This window comes from Halomonas getboli, assembly GCF_023094245.1.
GTDB lineage: Bacteria > Pseudomonadota > Gammaproteobacteria > Pseudomonadales > Halomonadaceae > Halomonas > Halomonas getboli.
The window spans coordinates 130,224-149,941 of record NZ_JALMEW010000005.1 but is presented as its reverse complement, the minus strand read 5'-3'; the positions used below and the strand labels follow the sequence as shown (position 1 = coordinate 149,941).

Annotated in this window: 18 protein-coding genes; 13 read left to right on the top strand and 5 right to left on the bottom strand. The window is 72.3% G+C overall.

Going from position 1 to position 19,718, the window contains the following annotated elements; all coding sequences use genetic code 11:
• The first annotated feature begins 34 nt into the window (after positions 1-34).
• Together MYL53_RS11900 and MYL53_RS11895 are read left to right on the top strand one after the other, a co-directional pair.
• Positions 35-643, top strand: coding sequence for an FMN-binding negative transcriptional regulator (locus MYL53_RS11900; RefSeq protein ID WP_247854175.1), 609 nt, complete (start codon positions 35-37; stop codon positions 641-643).
• Positions 633-1,397, top strand: a complete 765-nt coding sequence (locus tag MYL53_RS11895; protein ID WP_247854174.1) for a GNAT family N-acetyltransferase — start codon at positions 633-635, stop codon at positions 1,395-1,397. Before MYL53_RS11900 ends, MYL53_RS11895 begins: the two co-directional genes overlap by 11 nt.
• Before the next feature lie 24 nt (positions 1,398-1,421).
• Here the strand turns inward: MYL53_RS11895 and MYL53_RS11890 are convergent, their stop codons facing one another.
• From MYL53_RS11890 to MYL53_RS11880, 3 genes are all read right to left on the bottom strand, one after another.
• Complete coding sequence (locus MYL53_RS11890) at positions 1,422-3,311, bottom strand: ABC transporter ATP-binding protein (protein ID WP_247854173.1); 1,890 nt, start codon at positions 3,309-3,311, stop codon at positions 1,422-1,424.
• 105 nt (positions 3,312-3,416) lie between these two features.
• Entirely contained in the window at positions 3,417-4,424 is a 1,008-nt protein-coding gene (locus MYL53_RS11885; RefSeq protein WP_247854172.1) for a zinc-dependent alcohol dehydrogenase family protein, read from the bottom strand.
• A gap of 64 nt (positions 4,425-4,488) precedes the next feature.
• A complete protein-coding gene (locus tag MYL53_RS11880; RefSeq protein ID WP_247854171.1) occupies positions 4,489-5,688 on the bottom strand; it encodes a M24 family metallopeptidase in 1,200 nt (399 codons plus the stop codon).
• A gap of 126 nt (positions 5,689-5,814) precedes the next feature.
• Between MYL53_RS11880 and MYL53_RS11875 the strand changes: the two genes are divergently transcribed.
• The 11 genes from MYL53_RS11875 (at position 5,815) to MYL53_RS11825 (ending at position 17,285) form a co-directional block, all read left to right on the top strand.
• Entirely contained in the window at positions 5,815-6,534 is a 720-nt protein-coding gene (locus MYL53_RS11875) for a YebC/PmpR family DNA-binding transcriptional regulator (RefSeq protein ID WP_247854170.1), read from the top strand.
• A 223-nt stretch (positions 6,535-6,757) separates the two neighbouring features.
• Complete coding sequence (locus tag MYL53_RS11870; RefSeq protein ID WP_247854169.1) at positions 6,758-7,006, top strand: HypC/HybG/HupF family hydrogenase formation chaperone; 249 nt, start codon at positions 6,758-6,760, stop codon at positions 7,004-7,006.
• The gene (locus MYL53_RS11865) at positions 6,999-7,382 is read left to right on the top strand and encodes a hydrogenase maturation nickel metallochaperone HypA/HybF (protein ID WP_247854168.1); all 384 of its coding nucleotides are present in this window, start codon (positions 6,999-7,001) and stop codon (positions 7,380-7,382) included. Before MYL53_RS11870 ends, MYL53_RS11865 begins: the two co-directional genes overlap by 8 nt.
• Complete coding sequence (hypB, locus tag MYL53_RS11860) at positions 7,375-8,154, top strand: hydrogenase nickel incorporation protein HypB (protein WP_247854167.1); 780 nt, start codon at positions 7,375-7,377, stop codon at positions 8,152-8,154. The genes MYL53_RS11865 and hypB overlap by 8 nt, the downstream gene beginning before the upstream one ends.
• A gap of 3 nt (positions 8,155-8,157) precedes the next feature.
• Positions 8,158-11,589 carry a carbamoyltransferase HypF gene (gene hypF / locus MYL53_RS11855; protein ID WP_247854166.1) on the top strand — a complete coding sequence of 1,144 codons (3,432 nt, stop codon included), beginning with the start codon at positions 8,158-8,160 and terminating at the stop codon, positions 11,587-11,589.
• Positions 11,586-12,602 carry a hydrogenase expression/formation protein HypE gene (gene hypE / locus MYL53_RS11850; RefSeq protein WP_247854165.1) on the top strand — a complete coding sequence of 339 codons (1,017 nt, stop codon included), beginning with the start codon at positions 11,586-11,588 and terminating at the stop codon, positions 12,600-12,602. Before hypF ends, hypE begins: the two co-directional genes overlap by 4 nt.
• Before the next feature lie 32 nt (positions 12,603-12,634).
• Positions 12,635-13,849, top strand: coding sequence for a 4Fe-4S dicluster domain-containing protein (locus MYL53_RS11845; RefSeq protein WP_247854164.1), 1,215 nt, complete (start codon positions 12,635-12,637; stop codon positions 13,847-13,849).
• Entirely contained in the window at positions 13,842-14,675 is an 834-nt protein-coding gene (locus MYL53_RS11840) for an FAD/NAD(P)-binding protein (RefSeq protein WP_247854163.1), read from the top strand. The genes MYL53_RS11845 and MYL53_RS11840 overlap by 8 nt, the downstream gene beginning before the upstream one ends.
• A 15-nt stretch (positions 14,676-14,690) precedes the next feature.
• Positions 14,691-15,509: an NADH-quinone oxidoreductase subunit B family protein gene (locus MYL53_RS11835; protein WP_247854162.1), complete on the top strand. Its 819-nt coding sequence runs from the start codon at positions 14,691-14,693 to the stop codon at positions 15,507-15,509.
• Positions 15,506-16,807, top strand: a complete 1,302-nt coding sequence (locus MYL53_RS11830) for a Ni/Fe hydrogenase subunit alpha (protein WP_247854161.1) — start codon at positions 15,506-15,508, stop codon at positions 16,805-16,807. Before MYL53_RS11835 ends, MYL53_RS11830 begins: the two co-directional genes overlap by 4 nt.
• Entirely contained in the window at positions 16,800-17,285 is a 486-nt protein-coding gene (locus tag MYL53_RS11825; RefSeq protein WP_247854160.1) for a hydrogenase maturation protease, read from the top strand. Before MYL53_RS11830 ends, MYL53_RS11825 begins: the two co-directional genes overlap by 8 nt.
• A gap of 81 nt (positions 17,286-17,366) precedes the next feature.
• Here MYL53_RS11825 and MYL53_RS11820 read toward each other — a convergent pair whose 3' ends face one another.
• Positions 17,367-18,140 carry an META domain-containing protein gene (locus MYL53_RS11820; RefSeq protein ID WP_247854159.1) on the bottom strand — a complete coding sequence of 258 codons (774 nt, stop codon included), beginning with the start codon at positions 18,138-18,140 and terminating at the stop codon, positions 17,367-17,369.
• Positions 18,141-18,215: 75 nt separating this feature from the next.
• Positions 18,216-19,625 (bottom strand): ATP-dependent RNA helicase DbpA, encoded by a 1,410-nt coding sequence (dbpA, locus tag MYL53_RS11815; RefSeq protein ID WP_247854158.1) that lies wholly within the window; start codon positions 19,623-19,625, stop codon positions 18,216-18,218.
• Between the last annotated feature and the right edge of the window lie 93 nt (positions 19,626-19,718).

Below are 19,718 nucleotides of genomic sequence, written 5' to 3'. Positions count from 1 at the left end.
GGCACGCCCCGGTTATCGCCCTCGCGACACTCGCATGCCCCTGGCGCAGGCACGGGCGCTGATCGACGCCCACGGCTTCGCCACGCTCACCGACGACCGCCTGCGGGTCAGCCACCTGCCGCTGGTGCTCGCGCGCGACGAGGGCGAGCTCGGCACCCTCTACGGCCACCTCGCCCGCGCCAATCCGCACGGGCACGAGCTGGAGGGCCGACGGGTACTGGCGGTCTTCAACGGGCCCCACGGCTACGTGTCGCCGCACTGGTATGCTGCCGGGCCGGCGGTGCCGACCTGGCACTATGCGGTCGTGCACGCTCGCGGCATCGTCGAATGCCTCGACGATGCCGCCACCCTGGCGTCCCTGGACGCGCTGGTGGCCCGGTACGAGCCCGACCTGCTGGACGACGCCACGCTCATGAGCGAGGCCTATCGGTGTCGACTGCTCGCCGGCGTGGTCGGTTTCCGGATTCGGCTGGATGAACTGCAGGGAACCGCCAAGCTGGGCCAACACCGATCCAGGGATGATCGAGCCAGCGTGCTGGCCGGGCTGGGCGCCAGCGACGATCCTCTGGCCCGGCAACTGGGGCGTTATACCGAACGCTATGACCAGACCCTGTTCGACACGGAGAGTGACAATGAGCACTGAGACACTCGGGACATCGACGCGCCCGCACACGCCCTTCGGCCAGCCCATCGGCGAGGCGGTCCACGGATGGCAAGGCGCAACACCCATTGCGAGCGACACCCTTAGCGGTGATCGGGTGCGCGTCGAGCCGCTGGATCCGGATCGTCACGGCGGCACCCTGTATGCTGCGCTCGGCGAGTCTGGCAAGGGGCCCCGGGACGCTCCCGAGGCGCGCTGGACCTATCTCGGCGGCATGCCCTACGAGGACAGGACGGGGTTCGATGCCTGGCTCGCCGCCCAGGCCGATCACCGCGACCCGCGTTTCCATGCCATCGTCGAGCGGGACAGCGGGCGAGCGGTGGGAGTGGCCGCCTATCTGCACATCGTGCCCGAACACGGCAGCATCGAGATCGGCCATCTCCATTTCTCGCCGCGTCTGCAGCGTACGCCGGCCGCCACCGAGGCCATGGCGCTGATGATGCGACACGCCTTCGCCTTGGGCTACCGCCGCTGCGAGTGGAAGTGCGACGCCCTCAATGCCCCTTCCCGGCGGGCCGCCACGCGGCTGGGCTTTCGCTTCGAGGGCATCTTTCGCCAGCACCGCGTAGTGCTCGGGCACAATCGGGATACCGCCTGGTTCTCGATGCTCGACGCCGAATGGCCGGCCATCGAGACGAACCTCCGGCACTGGCTGTCGCCGGACAACTTCGATGCCGACGGGCGCCAGCGGTGCTCGCTGTCGGCCCTGATGGCACGCTCGCCCGACGCGGGGTGAAGCAGTCGCCCGTCGAGGAGACGCTCAGCGCTCCGCGGCGGATTCGGCGCGAGTGGCCTCGGCCTCGTCGCACTCGAGCCCCAGGAAGCCGCCGGACTGGCGCCGCCACAGCGCCGCGTAGAGGCCGTCGCGGGCCAGCAGCTCGCGGTGGCTGCCGACCTCGACGATGCGCCCCTCGTCGACCACCACCAGCCGGTCGAGCATGGCGATGGTCGACAGCCGGTGGGCGATGGCAATCACCGTCTTGCCCGCCATCAGCGCGTAGAGCTGCTCCTGGATGGCCGCCTCGACCTCCGAGTCCAACGCCGAGGTGGCCTCATCGAGCACCAGCAGCGGCGCGTTCTTGAGCAGCACCCGGGCGATGGCGATGCGCTGGCGCTGGCCGCCGGAGAGCTTCACGCCGCGCTCGCCGACGTGGGCGTCCAGGCCGCGCCGCCCCTTGGGGTCGACCAGCTCGTCGAGGAAGCCGTCGGCATGGGCCTGGCGCACCACCCGCATGATCGCCTCGTCGTCGGCCTCGGGGCTGCCATAGCGGATGTTGTCGCGCACCGAGCGGTGCAGCAGCGAGGTGTCCTGGGTGACCATGCCGATGTGGCGGCGCAGCGACTCCTGGGTGACGCCGGCGATGTCCTGGCCGTCGATCAGGATGCGCCCGCCCTGCAGGTCGTAGAAGCGCAGCAGCAGGTGGGCGAGCGTCGACTTGCCGGCCCCGGAGCGGCCGATCAGCCCGACCTTCTCGCCCGGGGCGATGGTCAGGTCGAAGCCGTCGAACACCGGTCGTTCCAGCGCCGTCCCGGGGCGCTCGTAGCCGAAGCGCAGCGCCTCGAAGCGGATCTCGCCGCGGCTCACGGAAAGCTCGCCCGCGTCCGGCGCGTCCTGCACCGCCGGCTCCCGGGCGATGGTGTTGATGCCGTCCTGCACGGTGCCGATGTTCTCGAACAGGCTCGCCACCTCCCACAGGATCCAGTCGGACATGAAGCGGATGCGCATCACCAGGGCGATGGCCACCGCGATCACCCCCAGCGACACCATCTCCAGGTACCAGGCGCCGATGGCCAGCGTCGCCACCGAGGCCAGCAGCAGCGAGTTGAGCGCGGTCAGCGACACCGACAGCCAGGTGGCCAGGCGCATCTGGCCGTGAACCGTGGTCATGAAACCTTCCATGGCGTCGCGGGCGTAGGCCTCCTCGCGGCGGCGGTCGGCGAACAGCTTGATGGTCTGGATGTTGCTGTAGCTGTCGACGATGCGCCCGGTCATGTGCGCCCGGGCGTCGGCCTGGGCCATGGACACCGCGCGCAGCCGCGGCACGAAGAACCGCATCAGGGCGATATAGCCGGCCAGCCACAGCACCAGCGGCGCCACCAGCCAGGGCTCGGCGCTGCCCAGCAGCCACATGGCGCCGACGAAGTAGACGACCACGTAGACCAGCAGATCCATCAGCTTCATGACCGTCTCGCGGATCGCCAGCGCCGTCTGCATCACCTTCTGGGACACGCGGCCGGCGAACTCATCCTGAAAGAAGGCCATGCTCTGGGCCAGCATCTGGCGGTGCGACAGCCAGCGGCCGAGCATCGGATAGTTGCCGAAGATGCCCTGGTGGGTCAGCAGCGAGCGCAGCAGCACCAGCAACGGCAGGCCCAACAGCACCAGCGCCGCCAGCCCCGCCAGGCGCCAGCCGTGGGCGGCGAAGAAGCCCTCGCGCTCGGCGCTGGAGAGCCAGTCGACCAGCTGGCCCATGCTGTGGAAGAACACCAGTTCCACCGCCGAGACCAGCCCCGCGACCACCGACATGGCCACCAGCAGCCCCGCCACCGGGCGCGAATAGAAGCGGATGAAGGCGAACAGCCCGCGCGGCGGCACGCCCATCTCGCGCTCGGGATAGGGATCGACCAGGGTCTCGAAGAAGCGGAACATCGGCACCTCAGGACAGCGGGCATGCCCCCAGAATGCGCGCGCCGCCGACACCCGGCAAGGGCGCGGCGGCGCATGGGGATTACCCGCGATGTCAGGCGGGCGAAGTTACCAGGTCAGGCAGATCTTGCCGAAGTGGCGGCCGGCTTCCTGGTGGCGGAAGGCGTCGGCGATCTCGCCGAGCGGGAACTCGCGATCGATCACCGGCACCATGCCGTTGGCCTCGACGGCGCGGATCATTTCCTGCTGCTGGGTGCGGCTGCCGACGATCAGCCCCTGCAGACGCGCCTGCTTGGCCATCAGCTTGGCCGTGGGCACCTCGCCGCCGCGGCCGGTCAGCACGCCGATCAGCGAGATATGGCCGCCGATGCGTACCGCCTCGATGGACTGCGCCAGGGTGCCCGGGCCGCCCACCTCGACCACGTGGTCGACGCCCCGGCCGCCGGTCAACTCCTTCACCTTGCGGCCCCACTCGGGCTCCTCGCGGTAGTTGATGACGTGCTCGGCGCCCATCTCGCGCAGCTTCTCGAGCTTGGCCTCGGACGACGAGGTGGCGATCACCCGCGCGCCCATCATGCGGGCGAACTGCAGGGCGAAGATCGACACGCCGCCGGTGCCCAGCACCAGCACGGTATCGCCGGCCTTGAGGCCGCCGTCGCCCACCAGCGCCCGCCAGGCGGTCAGCCCGGCGGTGGTCAGGGTCGCCGACTGGGCATGGGACCAGCCCGCCGGCTGGCGGGTGAAGCAGGTCGCCGGGCGCACCACCGCCTCGCGGGCGTAGCCGTCGACGCCGTCGCCCGGCACGGTGGTGAAGTCGCCGTGGCGCGCCGGGCCGTCCAGCCACTCGGGGAAGAAGGTGGAGACCACCGCATCGCCGACGGCGAACTCGGTCACGCCCTCGCCGACCGCCTCGACCTCGCCGGCGCCGTCCGACATCGGGATGCGCCCGTCCTCGGTGGGCATCGCACCGGCCACCACGCCGTAGTCGTGGAAGTTGAGCGAGCTGGCGTGCAGGCGCAAGCGAATCTCGCCGGGGCCGGGATCGCCGGGTGCCGCCTGTTCGCCGAGTTCGAGATGATCGAGCCCGCCCGGAGCCTTGAGAGTGACGACCTGCATGCTACCTCCAGATTCAATGAATAGCTTGCTAACTTAAACCACAATGGGGGCACTCGCGCGCGCTTCAAGGCCGCTCGTGCAACTGCCAGTCGTTGTCGGTGAGCGGCTCCCCGCCATTCGGGGTGACGCGCACGGTGTCGCTCACCCCCATGCCGAAGCGCCCCGGCAGGCGCAGGCACAGCGGCAGGTGGAAGACCATGTCCGCCTCGAGCTCCCGCGCCTGGCCGCGGGCGATATATCCCGTGCCCTCGACCCAGCTGGGCGGAAACTGGGCGCCCACCGAGTAGCCGAAGACGCCGGAGAAGAAGGCCCGCTCGGCGATTCCTTCGCCCATGCCGGCGATGGCCGCCTCGCCGGCCCGGGCCGCGTCATCGAAGGTATTGCCCGGCCGCATCGCCGCGCACAGGGCCTCGAAGGCGGCCCGGCAGGCGTCGTGCAGCCGGCGCATCTCGTCGTCGGCGCGGCCGGCCACGACGGTGCTCATCATCGGCGCCGTATAGCGCTCCCAGGCCGAGCCGAACTCCAGGAACACCGGCTCGCCGGCGCCAATGGTGCGCCGCTTGTGGTTGAGGTGGATGGTGCCGGAGCGCGGCCCCACGGTGACGATGGGCTGCAGGCTCATGAACTCGCTGCCCGCCGTCAGCATCGCCCGGGCGCCCTCGGCGGCCACCGCGTCGTCGGTGACGCCGGGCGCGATGACCTCACGGGCGGCGCGGATGCCGAGCCCGGTGATTCGGGCGCTCTCGCGCAGGCAGTCGAGCTCCAGCGGGCTCTTCACCAGCCGCAGCGCATCGACCAGGGCCCCGCCGTCGTCGCGGAAACGCTCGGCGCCGAGCCGCGCCTGAAGCGGCGCCAGCACGCCGTGACGCAGCCCGGCGCTCATGGGGTCGAGGCCGATGGCGCGATGCGCCGCCAGGGTCTCGGCCAGCGGCGCGATCACCTCCTCCGGACTCTCCCAGCGATAGCCGAGCACCTCGTCGACCCGGGCGGTGACCACCGCCGGGCCGGTCTCGATGGACGGCACCTGCAGCACCAGGCGCGCGGCGTCGACCACCAGACAGGCGTGCACCGAGACCTCGAAGGTGTGATAGCCGGTGAGATAGTAGAGATCGGCGGGATCGGTGAGCAGCAGCGCGTCCAGGCCGGCCTCGGCCATGGCCTCGCGCAGGCGCCGGCAGCGGGCGTCGAGCTCGGCCTCGGGCACCGGCAGCTCGCTGCCGGCCAGGCGTTCGGCGAGGGCCTGGCGATAGGCGTGATGATCCATGCGACGGACTCCAGCGGTTGGCCTGAGGCCAGTGTAGACGCCGGCGGCGGGAAAAATCAGGGCTGTCACCGGCGCCCGCTGTCTCGTAGAATCCATGGCCGAGAACAGTCGCAACAGGAAAATGCAATGGGCAGGGCCTTCCAGAACCGCAAGGAATCCATGGCCAAGACGGCCGCCGCCAAGACCAAGGTCTACAGCAAGTATGGCCGCGAGATCTACGTCTGCGCCAAGCAGGGCGGTGCCGACCCCAACGGCAACCTGGCGCTGCGCGGCCTGATCGAGCGCGCCAAGAAGGATCAGGTGCCGTCCCACGTGATCGAGAAGGCGCTGGACAAGGCCACCGGCGTCGGCGGCGAAGACTACGAGCCGGCGCGCTACGAGGGCTTCGGCCCGGGCAACGCCATGGTCATCGTCGAGTGCCTGACCGACAACCCGAACCGCACCATCGGCGACGTGCGCACCTGCTTCAACAAGTCCAAGGGCAAGCTGGGCACGCCGGGCAGCGTCAGCCACATGTTCGACCACTGCGCCATCCTGGCCTTCCAGGGCAGCGATGAGGAAGCCGTGCTCGAGGCGCTGATGGAGGCCGACGTCGACGTCACCGACATCGAGAACGAGGACGGCCACATCACCGTCTTCGCCCCGCACACCGAGTACGCCAAGGCCAAGCAGGCGCTGATCGATGCCTTCGGCGAGCTGGACTTCGAGACCGACGAGATCCAGTTCCTGCCCCAGGCCACCACCCCGGTGGAAGGCGACGACGTGGCGCTGTTCGAGAAGCTGCTGGACATGCTCAACGACGCGGACGACGTGCAGAACGTCTATCACAGCGCCGAACTGCCCTGAGCCCGGCGGCGCGCGACGCCGCCCGCTCCAGCCAGAGGCACGCAAGAAAGCGGCCGGCTCCCGAGGGAGCCGGCCGCTGTCGTTGGCGCCTGCCGCACCGTGGACCGCGCTGCGTTTCGGTCTCCTTCCCCCTCTTCTATAGTGCTTCTCAGTAGGTCGCCGTCCCCGTCGGGGCATCCCGACGCCTCACGGCCGGCGACTGGGAAGACAGCGAGGGGCCACCATGTGCCTGGCCATCCCCATGCGCATCACCCGGATCGAGGGTGCCGTCGCCCGTGCCGCCTGCCGCGGCATCGAGCGCGACATCGACCTGATGCTGGTCCAGGACCAGCCCCTCGCGGTGGGCGACTACGTCATCGTGCACGTCGGCTATGCGTTCCAGCGCCTCGACCCGCAGGAGGCCCTGGCCACCTGGCGGCTGCTCGACGAGGCGGACGCCGCCGCGAGCGGCGAAGGGGCGGGCCATGCATGAGCTGAGCCTGTGCCGGTCGCTCGTCGACCAGGCCTGTCGGGTCGCCGAGCGGCATGGCGCCCCCCGGGTCCGGCGAGTCAGCCTGCGCCTCGGCCCCCTCTCCGGCGCCGAGCCCGCGCTGATGGAAACGGCCTTCCCGTTCGCCGCCCGCCACACCCTCGCCGAAGGGGCCCGCCTCGAGCTGATCCCCTGCCCCGTGCGCGTGCACTGCCCCGCCTGTGGCCGGGATAGCGAAGCGCTCGCCACCGACCTCGGCTGCCCCCGCTGCGGCGAGTGGCGGACCCGCCTGATCGCCGGCGACGAACTGCTGCTGGAGAGCGTGGGGCTTGCGGCCGATCCGTCACCGCGGCATGACCAGGAGGCGCCTCATGTGTGAGACCTGCGGCTGCGCCCTGCCCGACCGCCACGGCCCCGCACGCGACGACCGGACCGTCGAGGTGCTGGCGAGCCTGAAGACCCGCAACGACCGCCTCGCGCACCACAACCGCGCGCACTTCGATGCCGCCGGCGTGCTGGTGGTCAACCTGATGTCCTCGCCCGGCGCCGGCAAGACCCGCCTGCTGGAGGCCACCATCGAGGCGCTGGGGGACCGGCACCGCCTGGCGGTGATCGAGGGCGACCTGGAGACCGAGAACGACGCCCGCCGCATCCGCGCCAAGGGGGTGCCGGCGGTGCAGATCACCACCGGCAGCGCCTGCCACCTCGACGCGGCGATGATCCACGATGCCCTGCACGCGCTGTCCCTCGAGGCGCTGGACCTGCTGTTCATCGAGAACGTCGGCAACCTGGTCTGCCCGGCGAGCTTCGATCTCGGCCAGCATGCCAGCGTCACCCTGCTCTCGACCCCGGAGGGCGACGACAAGCCGCTGAAGTATCCGGTCATGTTCCGCGCCAGCGATCTGGTGCTGGTCACCAAGTGCGACCTGTTGGCGGTGCTCGACGACTTCGCCGTCGAGGCCGTGGCAGCGCATGTGCGGCGCCTCGCCTGCCCCGCCCCCGTGCTCGAGGTCAGCGCCAGTGCCGGTCGGATCGACGGCTGGCTCGCGTGGCTCGAGGCCCGCCTGGCCGAACGGCGCCGCTCCGTCTTCCACCCGGTCGCCGCCCACGCGGGCGGCGACCTCCTGACCCGGCCCCGGAGCCCGGCCTGACCCATGGCGGCGTCACCCGGCGACTGGCTCGCGCGCCTGCGCGCCCTGCCGCGGCCCGCCTCGGGGCGGCTGCGGGTGATGAACGTCTGCGGCGGCCATGAGCGCACCATCACCCAGTCCGGCCTGCGCAAGGTGCTGCCCGACTACCTGGAGCTGATTCCCGGGCCGGGCTGCCCGGTCTGCGTCTGCCCCGAAGAGGACATTCACACCGCCATTGCCCTCAGCCTGACCGAGGGCGTGATCGTCGCCACCTTCGGCGACATGGTGAGGGTGCCCTGCAACGCCCCCCGCCGCGAGCCCCGCTCGCTGCAGGTGGCGCGCGCCCGCGGTGGCCGGGTCCAGCCGGTGGCCTCGCCAGCCGAGGCGCTGGCGCTGGCCCGCCGGCATCCCGAGGCCCGGGTGGTGTTCTTCGTTGCCGGCTTCGAGACCACCACGGCCCCGGTCGCCGCCCTGTTCTCCCGCCCGGACCTGCCCGACAACCTGCTGCTGCTGCTCAGCGCCCGCCAGACCTGGCCGGCGGTAGCCCATCTGCTCGACGGCGAGCGTCCCGACTTCGACGCCCTGATCGCCCCCGGCCACGTCGCCACCCTGATGGGCGCCGACCAGTGGCGCTTCGTCCCCGAGGACCACGGCCTGCCCACCGCGGTGGCCGGCTTCACGCCGGCGCTGATCCTGGCCGGCCTGCATGCGGTGCTGGTCCAGGTCGCCGAGGGGCAAGCGCGGCTCGACAACGCCTACCCGCAGTGCGTCGGCGCCGCCGGCAACCCACGAGCCCGTGCGCTGCTGGCCGAGCGCTTCGCGGTCGGCCCGGCGCAGTGGCGCGGCATTGGCGTCCTGCCCGGCTCGGGCTATGCCTGCGGCGATGCCCTGGCCGAGCGCGACGCCCGGCGCCGCTTCCCGGAGGCGCTCGAGGCCGCCTATCGACGGCGCGGCGAGATGCCACCGGGATGCGACTGCGCGGGGGTCGTGCTGGGCCGGATCCGGCCACCGCAGTGCCGGCTATACGGCCGCGCCTGCCGCCCGGAGAGCCCGGTGGGGCCCTGCATGGTTTCCGAGGAGGGCGCCTGTCGCCTCTGGTGGAGCGGCGGCGTCACCGATCCGGAGCCGCCGGACGCGTCGCCGCCGGCCGTGCCCCTGACCGTGGAGGGCCCCGAGGCGGCGCGCCGCTGGGTGCTCGAGGGGGGCGTCCAGGGCGTCGGCTTCCGGCCCTTCGTCCATCGCCTGGCCCACCGCCTGGACCTGGCGGGACGGGTCCGCAATCAGGGCGGCCGGGTGGTGGTCGAGGCCCAGGGGCCGCCGGCGCACCTGGCGCGCTTCGCCCGCGCCCTGGTCGACGAGGCCCCGCCCCGCGCCGCTCCGCGCATCACCGAGAGCCGGGATATCACCGCCGAGCTGTCGCGCCCCTTCACGATCCTGGCAAGCGACGGCGACGCCCCCGGCCCGCTGCCGCGGGACCTGCCGGTCTGCGCGGCCTGCCTCGCGGAGATGGCCGACCCCGCCGATCGCCGCCACCGCTATCCCTTCACCCACTGCGACCAGTGCGGACCGCGCTACAGCGTGATCGAGGCGCTGCCCTACGATCGAGCCCGCACCAGCCTGGCGGCCTTCCCGCTGTGCGCCGCCTGCCGGCGGGAATACGAGGATCCCGAGGATCGCCGCTTCCATGCCCAGTCCATCGGCTGTCCCGACTGCGGGCCGCGGCTGCGCTGGGTGGGCGGCGACCGGGAGATCCCGGGCAACGAAGCGGCCCTGGCGGCGGCCGTCGCCGCCCTGGCCGAGGGCCGGATCGTCGCCGTCAAGGGCGTGGGCGGCTATCACCTGATGGCCGATGCCGGCCGTCCCGAGGCGGTGGCGCGCCTGCGCGCCCGCAAGCATCGCCCGGACAAGCCATTCGCGGTGATGTTTCCATGGACCGGCGCCGACGGCCTGGACGCGGTGCGACGCCACGCGGTCGTCGAGCCGGTCGCCGCCCGGGCCCTGACGAGCGACGAGCGCCCCATCGTGCTGGTGGCGCTGTGCGAGAAGCATAGCCTCGCGGCAGGCATCGCCCCAAGCCTCGGCGAGGTCGGCGCCCTGCTGCCCTATGCGCCGCTCCATCACCTGTTGCTGCAGGCGCTGGACCGCCCCCTGGTCGCCACCTCCGCCAATCCAGGCGGCGACCCGATCGTCACCGACGCCGCCACCGCCGAGGCACACCTCGGCAAGATCGCCGACGCCTTCCTGCATCACGATCGCGAGATTCGGCACGCCGTCGATGACGGCGTCCGCCGGGTGATCGCCGACCGGGCGCGGCCGCTGCGCCTCGGCCGCGGCGCGACGCCGCTGGAACTTACCCTTCCCGCGCCGCTGTCGGCCCCGGTGCTGGCCACGGGCGCCCACCAGAAGGCCACCCTCGCCCTGGCCTGGGGGCAGCGCCTGGTGCTGTCGCCGCACCTTGGCGATCTGGACGGCCTGCGCGCCCAGCAGGCCTTCGCGGACATGGCCGAGCGCCTTGGCGCGTCCTACGGCGTACGCCCCGAGGCCGTCCTTCACGACCGGCACCCCGACTACCACGGCACCCGCTGGGCACGGGACAGCGGCCTGCCCCGCCACGGCGTGGCCCATCACCACGCCCATGCCGCCGCCCTGTGCGGCGAGCATGGCCGCCTCGACGAGACGCTGCTGGTGTTCACCTGGGACGGCACCGGGCTGGGCGACGACGGCACCCTGTGGGGCGGCGAGGCCCTGCTGGGGCGGCCGGGCCGGTGGCGACGCCATGCCTCGCTGTTGCCCTTCGCCCTGACCGGCGGGGAGGCGGCCATCCGCGCGCCCTGGCGCCTGGCGGCCCTGCTCGGCTGGCAGGCCGGCCTCGACTGGCGCCCCGAGGGCGTCGCCGAAGACGAGCTCGCGCTGCTCCACCAGGCCTGGCGGCGGCGGCTCAACAGCCCGTCCTGCAGCGCGGTGGGCCGGCTGTTCGATGCCGCCGCCGCCCTGCTGCTGGGGCTTAACCACGCGAGCTTCGAGGCCCAGGCGGCCATGCAGGTCGAGGCCCTGGCCGAGGGGGAAGGACGGGCGCTGGCCCTGCCCCTGGCCCGCGACGACAGCGGGGTGCTGCGCGTCGACTGGCGCCCGCTGGTGCGCCACCTCGCCGACGCCCGCCGCTCGCCGGCCGAGCGCGCCGCGGACCTGCATTCGACCCTGGCAGAGAGCCTGCGCCACCAGGCCCGGGCGGCCCGCGAGGCCAGCGGGATCGCCACGGTCGGCCTGAGCGGCGGGGTGTTCCAGAACCGCCGCCTGACCGAGCTCGCCGCCGCCGGCCTGGCGGCCGACGGCTTCGAGGTACTGCTCCACGAGCGCCTGCCCTGCAACGACGCCGCCGTCAGCGTCGGCCAGGTCATCGAGCATATCGGTCGGACGACAGCGCCCGGACATCCCATGATGAGGAGCAGTGAGTGACGACGCCCGACACCATCACCCTCGCCCACGGCAACGGCGGCCGGCGCATGCGCGAGCTGATCGACGCGGTCTTCGTTCGCCATCTGGGCAATCCCTGCCTGGCCCCGCTCGCCGACGCCGCCTGGCTGCCCGACCGCCTGGCCGACGACGAGGCGCTGGCCGTGAGCAGCGACGGGGTCACGGTGCAGCCGCTGTGCTTTCCCGGCGGCGACATCGGCCGGCTGGCGGTCCACGGCACGGTCAACGACCTGGCCGTCGCCGGGGCGACGGCCCGCTACCTGACCGTCAACGCCTTCCTAGAGGAAGGCCTGTCCCTGGCGACGCTGGAGCGGGTCGTCGCTAGCCTGGCCGAGGCCGCGCGGGCCTGCGGCGTGCAGGTGGCGGCCGGCGACACCAAGGTCCTGCCCCGGGGGCTGTGCGACGGGCTCTACTTCGGTGTCTCGGGAATCGGCATACGGCCGCGCCACCTCGCCCTCGGCCCCTCGGCCATCCGGGCCGGCGACGCCGTGCTGGTCAGCGGGCCGGTGGGTGACCACGGCGTCGCGGTGATGCTGGCCCGGGAGGCATTCGGCCTGAGCGGGGATATCGAATCGGACAGCGCCAGCGTGCTGCCCCTGACCCGAACGCTGCTGCCCCTGGCGGGACTGCGCTTCATGCGCGACCCCACCCGCGGCGGGCTGGCCACGGTGCTGCACGAGGTGCGGCGGGCCACCGGCCTGGGCATCCGTCTCGAAGAGGAGCGGATCCCGATCCGCGGCGGCGTGCGCAGCGTGTGCGAGATGCTCGGCTTCGATCCCCTCTACCTGCCCTGCGAGGGTCGGGTGGTGGCGATCGTCGCCGCCGAGGCGGCCGCGGAGGCCCTGGACCGCTGGCGGGCCCTGCCCAAGGGACGCTCGGCGGCGCGCATCGGCACCCTCGTGGCGGACCACGACCGGGTGCTGCTGGTCAACGACTGGGGCGGGGAGCGGCCCCTGCTGGAGCTGGAGGACGATCCGCTGCCGCGGATCTGCTAGGCGGACCGATCGAGGCCGCCGCAGGAGGATCCATGAAGGTACAGCGCTTTCTCGCCCGGGACCGCTTCCCGTCGCTGCTCGCGCGGCTCGAGGAGGCGGGCTATGACGTCATCGGCCCCCAGGTCCGCGACCACGCCATCGTCTTCGACGCCCTGGCCTCCGTCGAGGCCCTGCCCCGCGGGATCACTGACGACCAGGCCCCCGGCCGCTACCGGCTCGCGGCCTCGTCCTCGGACCGCTACTTCGACTGGGCCACCGGCCCCCAGGCACTCAAGCCGCTGACCTTCGCGCCGCGGGAAACCCTGTGGACCAGCGAGACCCGGGACGACGGCACCCTGGTGTTCCGCGAGCGGCTCCCCGAGGCGCGCCCCACCGCGGTGATCGGCGTGCGGGCCTGCGACCTGGCGGCCCTGGCGATCCACGATCGCCACTTCCTGCATGGCGCCGCCCCCGACCCCCACTATCGGGCCCGGCGCGAGAACCTGTTCCTGGTCGCCGTGAACTGCGCGCGCTCGGCGGCCACCTGCTTCTGCACCGCCACCGGCGACGGGCCGAGGGTGACCCATGGCCACGACCTGGCGCTGGGGGAGCTCGACGACGGCTTCGTGGTGGAGGCCCATACCGACCGCGGCCGGGAACTGCTCGCCACCCTGGACACCAGCGAGGCCACCGCCGAGGCGCTCGCCGAGGTCGAGGCCGGCCTCGCACGCGCCGCCGACCAGCAGCACCGCCGCCTGCCTGCCGGCTCGCTGCCCGAGCAGCTGCAGGCAGCGGTGGCGCACCCGCACTGGCAGGACCTGGACGACCGCTGCCTGACCTGCGGCAACTGCACCGCGGTGTGCCCCACCTGCTTCTGCCAGACCCACGTCGACGCCATCTCGCTGGACGGCCGCGAGGCCAGCCACGTCCGGCAGTGGGAGACCTGCTTCAACCCCGACCACAGCTACATCCACGGCACCGTCATCCGCGCCGAACGGCCCCAGCGCTATCGCCAGTGGCTGACCCACAAGTTCGGCACCTGGGTGGCGCAGTACGGGCGCAGCGGCTGCGTGGGCTGCGGCCGCTGCATCGCCTGGTGCCCGGTGGGCATCGACGTCACAGAGGAGCTGGCCGCGCTCTCTCAGGCGCCCACCAACGCGCCGGACGAGGCGCCCGCCCCCACGCCGGGCCGGGTGCCCGGGACCGTGCCGAGTAAGGCACAAGGCCAGGCGCCCGCCCCCAACCGCCGGGAGGGCAAGGATGACTAGCGCCCTGCTGCCCCGCGAGGCCGTGGTTGTCGACCGCAAGGACGAGACCCCCGAGATGTTCAGCCTGCGGCTGCGCTTCACCGACCCCGCGGTGCAGGCCGGCTACCGCTTCGCGCTGGGCCAGTTCAACATGCTCTGCCTGCCCGGCATGGGCGAGGCGCCGATCTCCATCGTCTCCGATCCCGAGGACCGGCAGACCATCGACCACACCATCCGTCAGCTCGGCTCGCTGACCCGCAACCTGGGGCGCCTCGAGGTCGGCGACCGGCTGGGCCTGCGCGGCCCCTACGGCCGCGGCTGGCCGGCGGAATCGGCCGAGGGCACCGACCTGGTGATCGTCACCGGCGGGCTCGGCTGCGCGCCCGCGGTCTCGCTGATCGAGTTCGCCCTGCGCCGCCGCGCCCGCTACGGGCGCCTCTACATCGTGCAGGGCGTCAAGCATGCCCACGACCTGCTCTGGCGGGAGCGCTACGACACCTGGCGCCGGCATCCCGACGTCGAGGTCTATCTGACCGCCGACACCGGCGACAGCCTCTGGCCCTTCCATGTCGGTCCGGTGACCCAGTTCTTCGACCGCATCGACATCGATCCCGCGCGTTGCACGGTGTTCCTGTGCGGGCCGGAGGGCATGATGAAGGCCGTGGTGCGGGAGATGGACCGGCGCCGCGTGCCGGCCCGGCGGATCTGGCTGAGCATGGAGCGCAACATGCACTGCGCCCTGGGCGCCTGCGGGCGCTGCCAGCTGGGCCCCAAGTTCGTCTGCCGCGACGGGCCGGTGTTCTCCTGGGCCGAGGTCGCCCCCTACCTGGCCCACCGAGGCATCTGACCGGGAGGCTTGCCGATGATCACGCCGCACCGACGCCCGCGCATCGCCGTACACAAGTTCAGCTCCTGCGACGGCTGCCAGCTCGCCTTCCTCAACCTGGGCGAGCCGCTGCTGGCCCTGGCCGAGCACGTCGACATCCTGCACTTCGCCGAGGCCGGCCCGGTGGACGAGTCGGCCGAGGCCGACATCGCCTTCATCGAGGGCAGCGTCGCCACCTCCACGGACGCCGCCCGGCTGCGCGGCATCCGCGAGCGCAGCCGCTACCTGGTCACCATCGGCGCCTGCGCCACCGCCGGCGGGCTGCAGGCGCTGCGCAACCTCGCCGACGGCCAGGCCTGGATCGAGGGCGTCTACGCCAGCCCCGAGGACATCGACCTGATGGCCGACTCCACCCCCATCGCCAGGACCGTGCGGGTCGACCTGGAGCTGTGGGGCTGCCCGGTCAACGGCGAGCAGGTGCTCGGCGCGGCCCAGGCGCTGCTGGCCGGCCACCTTCCCTACGTGGATCACGCCGCGGTGTGCACCGAGTGCAAGCGCCGCCAGGCGGTCTGCGTGATGGTCGCCCAGGGCACGCCCTGCCTGGGGCCGGTCACCGGCACCGGCTGCGGGGCGCTCTGCCCGCGCTGGCAGCGCGGCTGCTACGCCTGCTACGGCCCCGCCGTCCAGGCCAATGCCGCGGCCCTCGCCAGCTACCTGGCGGACAGCGGCATGCCGCCCGACGAGATCGCCCGCCGTCTGCTGTTCATCAACAACCAGGCGCCCGCCTTCCATGATGCCGGCCGGGACTGGCAGGCCCGGGTGATCCAGCGCAGCGGCGACGAGGAGACGCCATGAACGACGACAAGCGCAGCGGGGAGATCCATGTGCCGGTCCTGGCCCGGGTCGAGGGCGAAGGCGGGCTGGAGATCCGCGTCCGCGAGGGGCGCCTCGAGACCCTCAAGCTGCGCATCTTCGAGCCACCGCGGCTGTTCGAGAAGCTGCTGGAGGGGCGCGGCGCCCAGGAGGTGATCGACGGCGTGGCGCGCATCTGCGGCATCTGCCCGGTGGCCTACCAGATGACCGCCGTGGCCGCGCTCGAGGCGATCCTCGGCATCACCCCCTCTCCCTGGGTGACGCGCATGCGGCGGGTGATGTACTGCGGCGAGTGGCTGCAGAGCCACGCCCTGCACATCCACCTGCTGGCCGCCCCGGACTTCCTGGGCTTCGACAGCGCCCCGGCCATGGCCACCCGCTATCCCGACGAGGTGCGCCGCGGCCTGCGCCTGCAGGGGCTCGGCAACGCCATCATGCAGACCTTCGGCGGCCGCTCGGTGCACCCGGTCGGCGTCTGCCCCGGGGGCTTCTTCCGCGCCCCCGACGCCGCCGCCATCGCCGCGCTGCGGGCCCGGCTCGAGGCGAGTCGGGCCGAGTCCCTGGCGCTGATCGACTGGGTGGCCGGCCTGCCGCTGCCCGAGGACGACCAGGACTTCGCCTCGGTCTCGCTGCGCCACCCGGGGGACTACCCCATCACCGCGGGACGGATCGTCTCGGACCGCGGGCTGGACATTCCCGTGGAGGCCTTCGAGCGACACGTGAAGGAGTTCCAGGTGCCCCACTCCACGGCCCTGCACGCCCTGCTCGACGGGCGACCCTACCTGGTGGGGCCGCTGGCCCGGCTCAACAACAACCTCGACCGGCTGCCGGACGCGCTGCGCGAGCGGCTCGCGGCGAACGGGATCCGCTTCCCCAGCCGCAACATGTTCCACAGCATCGTCGCCCGGGCGGTGGAGATGCACCTCGCCCTGGACGAGGCGCTGCGGCTCATCGAGGACTACGCCCCCGCCGCGGCGCCCCATGCCGAGACCACGCCCCGTGCCGGCACCGGGGTCGGCTGCACCGAGGCGCCGCGGGGCATCCTCTGGCATCGCTACGCGCTCGACGCGCGAGGCCTGGTCGAGAGCGCCCGCATCGTGCCGCCGACCAGCCAGAACCAGGCCCGCATGGAGGAGGACCTGGCCGCGGCGCTGACCCGCTTCGGTCTCGACCGCGACGACGACGCCCTGCGGCTCCACGGGGAGATGGTGATCCGCAACTACGACCCCTGCATTTCCTGCGCCACCCACTTCCTCGACTTCCGTGCCGATCGTGGATGAGCCGCGAGCGTCCGGTGCCGTGGGCCAGGCCTACCTGTTCGGGCTCGGCTCGCCCAGGGGCCCCGACCGCCTCGGCTGGCTCGCCGCCGAGCGGCTCTCCACCGAGCTGGCTGCCCGGCGCGATGTGACGGTGGACCGCCTCGGCCAGCCCAGCGACCTGTTCCTCCACCCCCTGACGGCGGGCGACCGCCTGCTGCTGCTGGATGCCATGCGCGGCCAGGGGCCGCCCGGCACGGTCATGGCCTTCTCGCCCGAGGAGCTCCCCGTGGAGGTCGGGAGCGTGTCGTCCCACGGCATCGGTTTGGCCGAGGCCCTGGCACTGGTCGAGGCGCTGGGCCTGTGCCGGGCCGGCATCCGGATCCTCGGCATCGAGATGGCGCCGGCCGGCGCCGAGCTGGGCGAGACCGCTATCGAGCGACTGCGCGAGGAGGTCCGCCGCTGGCTTGCGGCGCCCGCCGGGTCCCCCGTCGACCAATAGGGCCTCGGAGCGGAGGGCGAAACCGCTGGGCATGGAACGTGGAAAGAGCCGCCAGCACCTCGCCGACGGCCGCTAGCCCCTTCAGGTCAGATGACGCACCTCGAACCGCGCCAGCACCTCGCCCCCAGCGTCGAGCAGCTCCAGCCGGTCGGCCCGCACCCGATAGCCGGCCACGTTCTCGAGCATGGCCTGGAAACGCGGTTCGAGATCGTTGCCCGGGACGCAGGCCATGAGCGTGCTCGCCACGTTGCCGATGCTCAGGCTATCGCCCTCGCGCCGGTACTCCCCGGTCAGCCGGTTGCAGCCGCCGAAGCCCGCCAGCCGCCCCTGCTCGCCGTGGAAGACCAGGTGCGGCTCGCGCGTGCCCTCGGTCATGTCGACGGGCTCGCCGCCCAGCTCGATCAGCTTCCAGTAGCGGTTTTCCAGCGGCTCGGAGACGAACTGGCCGGTGCGCTGCACGCGGTAGTTCAGCGAGGAGTCGATGGCGTGGCCCTCGAGATCGAGCATCTCAAGGCCGTTGCCCTCGTCGACGATCCGCCACTGGCGCGGTCCCTGGTCGCCGCCCGCCAGCGTCAGGATGTCGCCGCCGGCGTTCAGCGCCCACTCCCCCTGCTCGTGAAGGCGACGCGGCTCATCGGTACCGAGGTAGACCGCCGACAGCGTGTAGACGCCATCGGGGAACAGCGAGATCTGATAGTGAATGCCCGCGCAGTCGGCGCAGGGCAGCTCGCCGCGGTAGCTGGCCGGCAGTTCGCCGAGTGCCGCTTCGGCGTCGGGGGAACGTTCAACGGCGGCGCATCCTGCCAGCCACAGCGCCAACACCAGGAAATAGGAAAACTGAAAGAGTCGTTTCATGGGCCATCGTCCTGTTGATGAGTCAAAAAGCGTGCTTTCGACCAGCGTGATGACCCAACGTTCGCCGTCAGACCGTCAACCGCTGATGCGACGGGCGCGGAAGGTGCGCCCCTTCAGGCGACCGCCGTTCAGCTGCGCCAGGGCGGACTCGGCCAGCTCGCGCTCGACGGCAACGTAGGTGCTGCGGGCGAGCACCTTGATCTTGCCGATCCGCGCCCCGTCAAGGCCGCCCTCCCCGGTGAGCGCCCCGAGGATGTCACCGGGGCGAATCTTCTGCTGCTTGCCGGCACCCAGCTGCAGCGTCGCCATGGGCGCACGCAGCGGCGCCGGCTCGCCCTTCAGGCGCGGCAGCGCCTCGGTCTCGAGAGCCTGGCCGAGGAAGTCCCCGAGCCGTTCCAGTCGATGCGTTTCGTTCTCACCGACCAGGGTGAAGGCCACGCCCTGGTGGCCGGCCCGGCCGGTGCGCCCGACGCGATGCACGTGCACCTCGAGCTCCCGGGCGATGCGGTAGTTGAACACCGCGTCGAGCGCCGCGATATCCAGCCCCCGGGCCGCCACATCGGTGGCCACCAGCACCGAGGCGCTGCGGTTGGCGAACAGCACCAGCAGCCGGTCGCGGTCCTTCTGCTCCAGGTCGCCGTGCAGCGCCAGCGCGCTGATGCCCGCCGCGTCCAGGGCGTCGGCGAGCTCGCGGGTCTCCTGCCTGGTGTTGCAGAACACCACGCTTGCGGTCGGGCGCCGGTGCAACAGCAGCAGGCGCAGGGCCTCGAAGCGCGCCGCGTCGTCCGCCACTCGGTAGAAGTGTTCGCGGATGCTGTCCTCGTCGTGGGGCTCGTCGATCGAGACCGTGACCGGGTCGCGGGTGCGCGCCTCGGCCAACGGGCGCACGCTGTCGCCGTAGGTGGCGCTGAACAGCCAGGTCCGGCGGTGCTCGGGGGTCGCGGCGATGATCGCCTCCAGGGTCTCCTGGAAGCCCATGTCGAGCATGCGGTCGGCCTCGTCCAGCACCAGGGTGTCGAGCTCGGACAGCGCCAGGCTGCCCTTGCGCAGGTGCTCCTCGACCCGCCCCGGGGTGCCGACGACGAAATGAGCGCCGTGGGCCAGCGAGGCCAGCTGCGGCCCCAGGGGCGCGCCACCGCACAGCGTCAGCACCTTGATGTTCGGCAGGCCGCGCGCCAGCCGGCGTAGCTCCTCGGCGACCTGATCGGCGAGCTCCCGGGTCGGGCACAGCACCAGCCCCTGCACCCTGAAGCTGGCCGGCACCAGCCTCGACAGCAGCCCCAGCCCGAAGGCCGCGGTCTTGCCCGAGCCGGTCCTGGCCTGGGCGATCACATCGCCTCCATCGAGCATCGTCGGCAGGCTCTCGGCCTGGATCGGCGTCATCTGCCGGTAGCCCAGCGAGTCGAGGTTGGCGAGCAGCTCGGCGGACAGCGGCAGGCGGGAGAAGGCGCCGGCGGCGACTTCAGGAGAGTGGGCATCAGTCACGGGGTGAACCTGTCTGGAACGGCATGGAAGCGGGAGGGCGACGCTACGCAGTTGCCGGCGTCGGGGCAAGCAGAAAAGTGCCGGCGTCGGGGC

Bases quoted from the DNA above. Each gene is read 5' to 3' on its own strand.
- MYL53_RS11845 (WP_247854164.1), top strand. From the start codon at position 12,635: ATGAAGGTACAGCGCTTTCTCGCCCGGGACCGCTTCCCGTCGCTGCTC.
- MYL53_RS11830 (WP_247854161.1), top strand. From the start codon at position 15,506: ATGAACGACGACAAGCGCAGCGGGGAGATCCATGTGCCGGTCCTGGCC.
- MYL53_RS11840 (WP_247854163.1), top strand. From the start codon at position 13,842: ATGACTAGCGCCCTGCTGCCCCGCGAGGCCGTGGTTGTCGACCGCAAG.
- MYL53_RS11885 (WP_247854172.1), bottom strand. From the start codon at position 4,424: ATGCAGGTCGTCACTCTCAAGGCTCCGGGCGGGCTCGATCATCTCGAA.
- MYL53_RS11820 (WP_247854159.1), bottom strand. From the start codon at position 18,140: ATGAAACGACTCTTTCAGTTTTCCTATTTCCTGGTGTTGGCGCTGTGG.
- MYL53_RS11900 (WP_247854175.1), top strand. From the start codon at position 35: ATGCCCCTGGCGCAGGCACGGGCGCTGATCGACGCCCACGGCTTCGCC.
- MYL53_RS11835 (WP_247854162.1), top strand. From the start codon at position 14,691: ATGATCACGCCGCACCGACGCCCGCGCATCGCCGTACACAAGTTCAGC.
- MYL53_RS11875 (WP_247854170.1), top strand. From the start codon at position 5,815: ATGGGCAGGGCCTTCCAGAACCGCAAGGAATCCATGGCCAAGACGGCC.
- hypF (WP_247854166.1), top strand. From the start codon at position 8,158: ATGGCGGCGTCACCCGGCGACTGGCTCGCGCGCCTGCGCGCCCTGCCG.
- MYL53_RS11870 (WP_247854169.1), top strand. From the start codon at position 6,758: ATGTGCCTGGCCATCCCCATGCGCATCACCCGGATCGAGGGTGCCGTC.
- MYL53_RS11865 (WP_247854168.1), top strand. From the start codon at position 6,999: ATGCATGAGCTGAGCCTGTGCCGGTCGCTCGTCGACCAGGCCTGTCGG.
- MYL53_RS11895 (WP_247854174.1), top strand. From the start codon at position 633: ATGAGCACTGAGACACTCGGGACATCGACGCGCCCGCACACGCCCTTC.
- MYL53_RS11890 (WP_247854173.1), bottom strand. From the start codon at position 3,311: ATGTTCCGCTTCTTCGAGACCCTGGTCGATCCCTATCCCGAGCGCGAG.
- hypB (WP_247854167.1), top strand. From the start codon at position 7,375: ATGTGTGAGACCTGCGGCTGCGCCCTGCCCGACCGCCACGGCCCCGCA.
- MYL53_RS11880 (WP_247854171.1), bottom strand. From the start codon at position 5,688: ATGGATCATCACGCCTATCGCCAGGCCCTCGCCGAACGCCTGGCCGGC.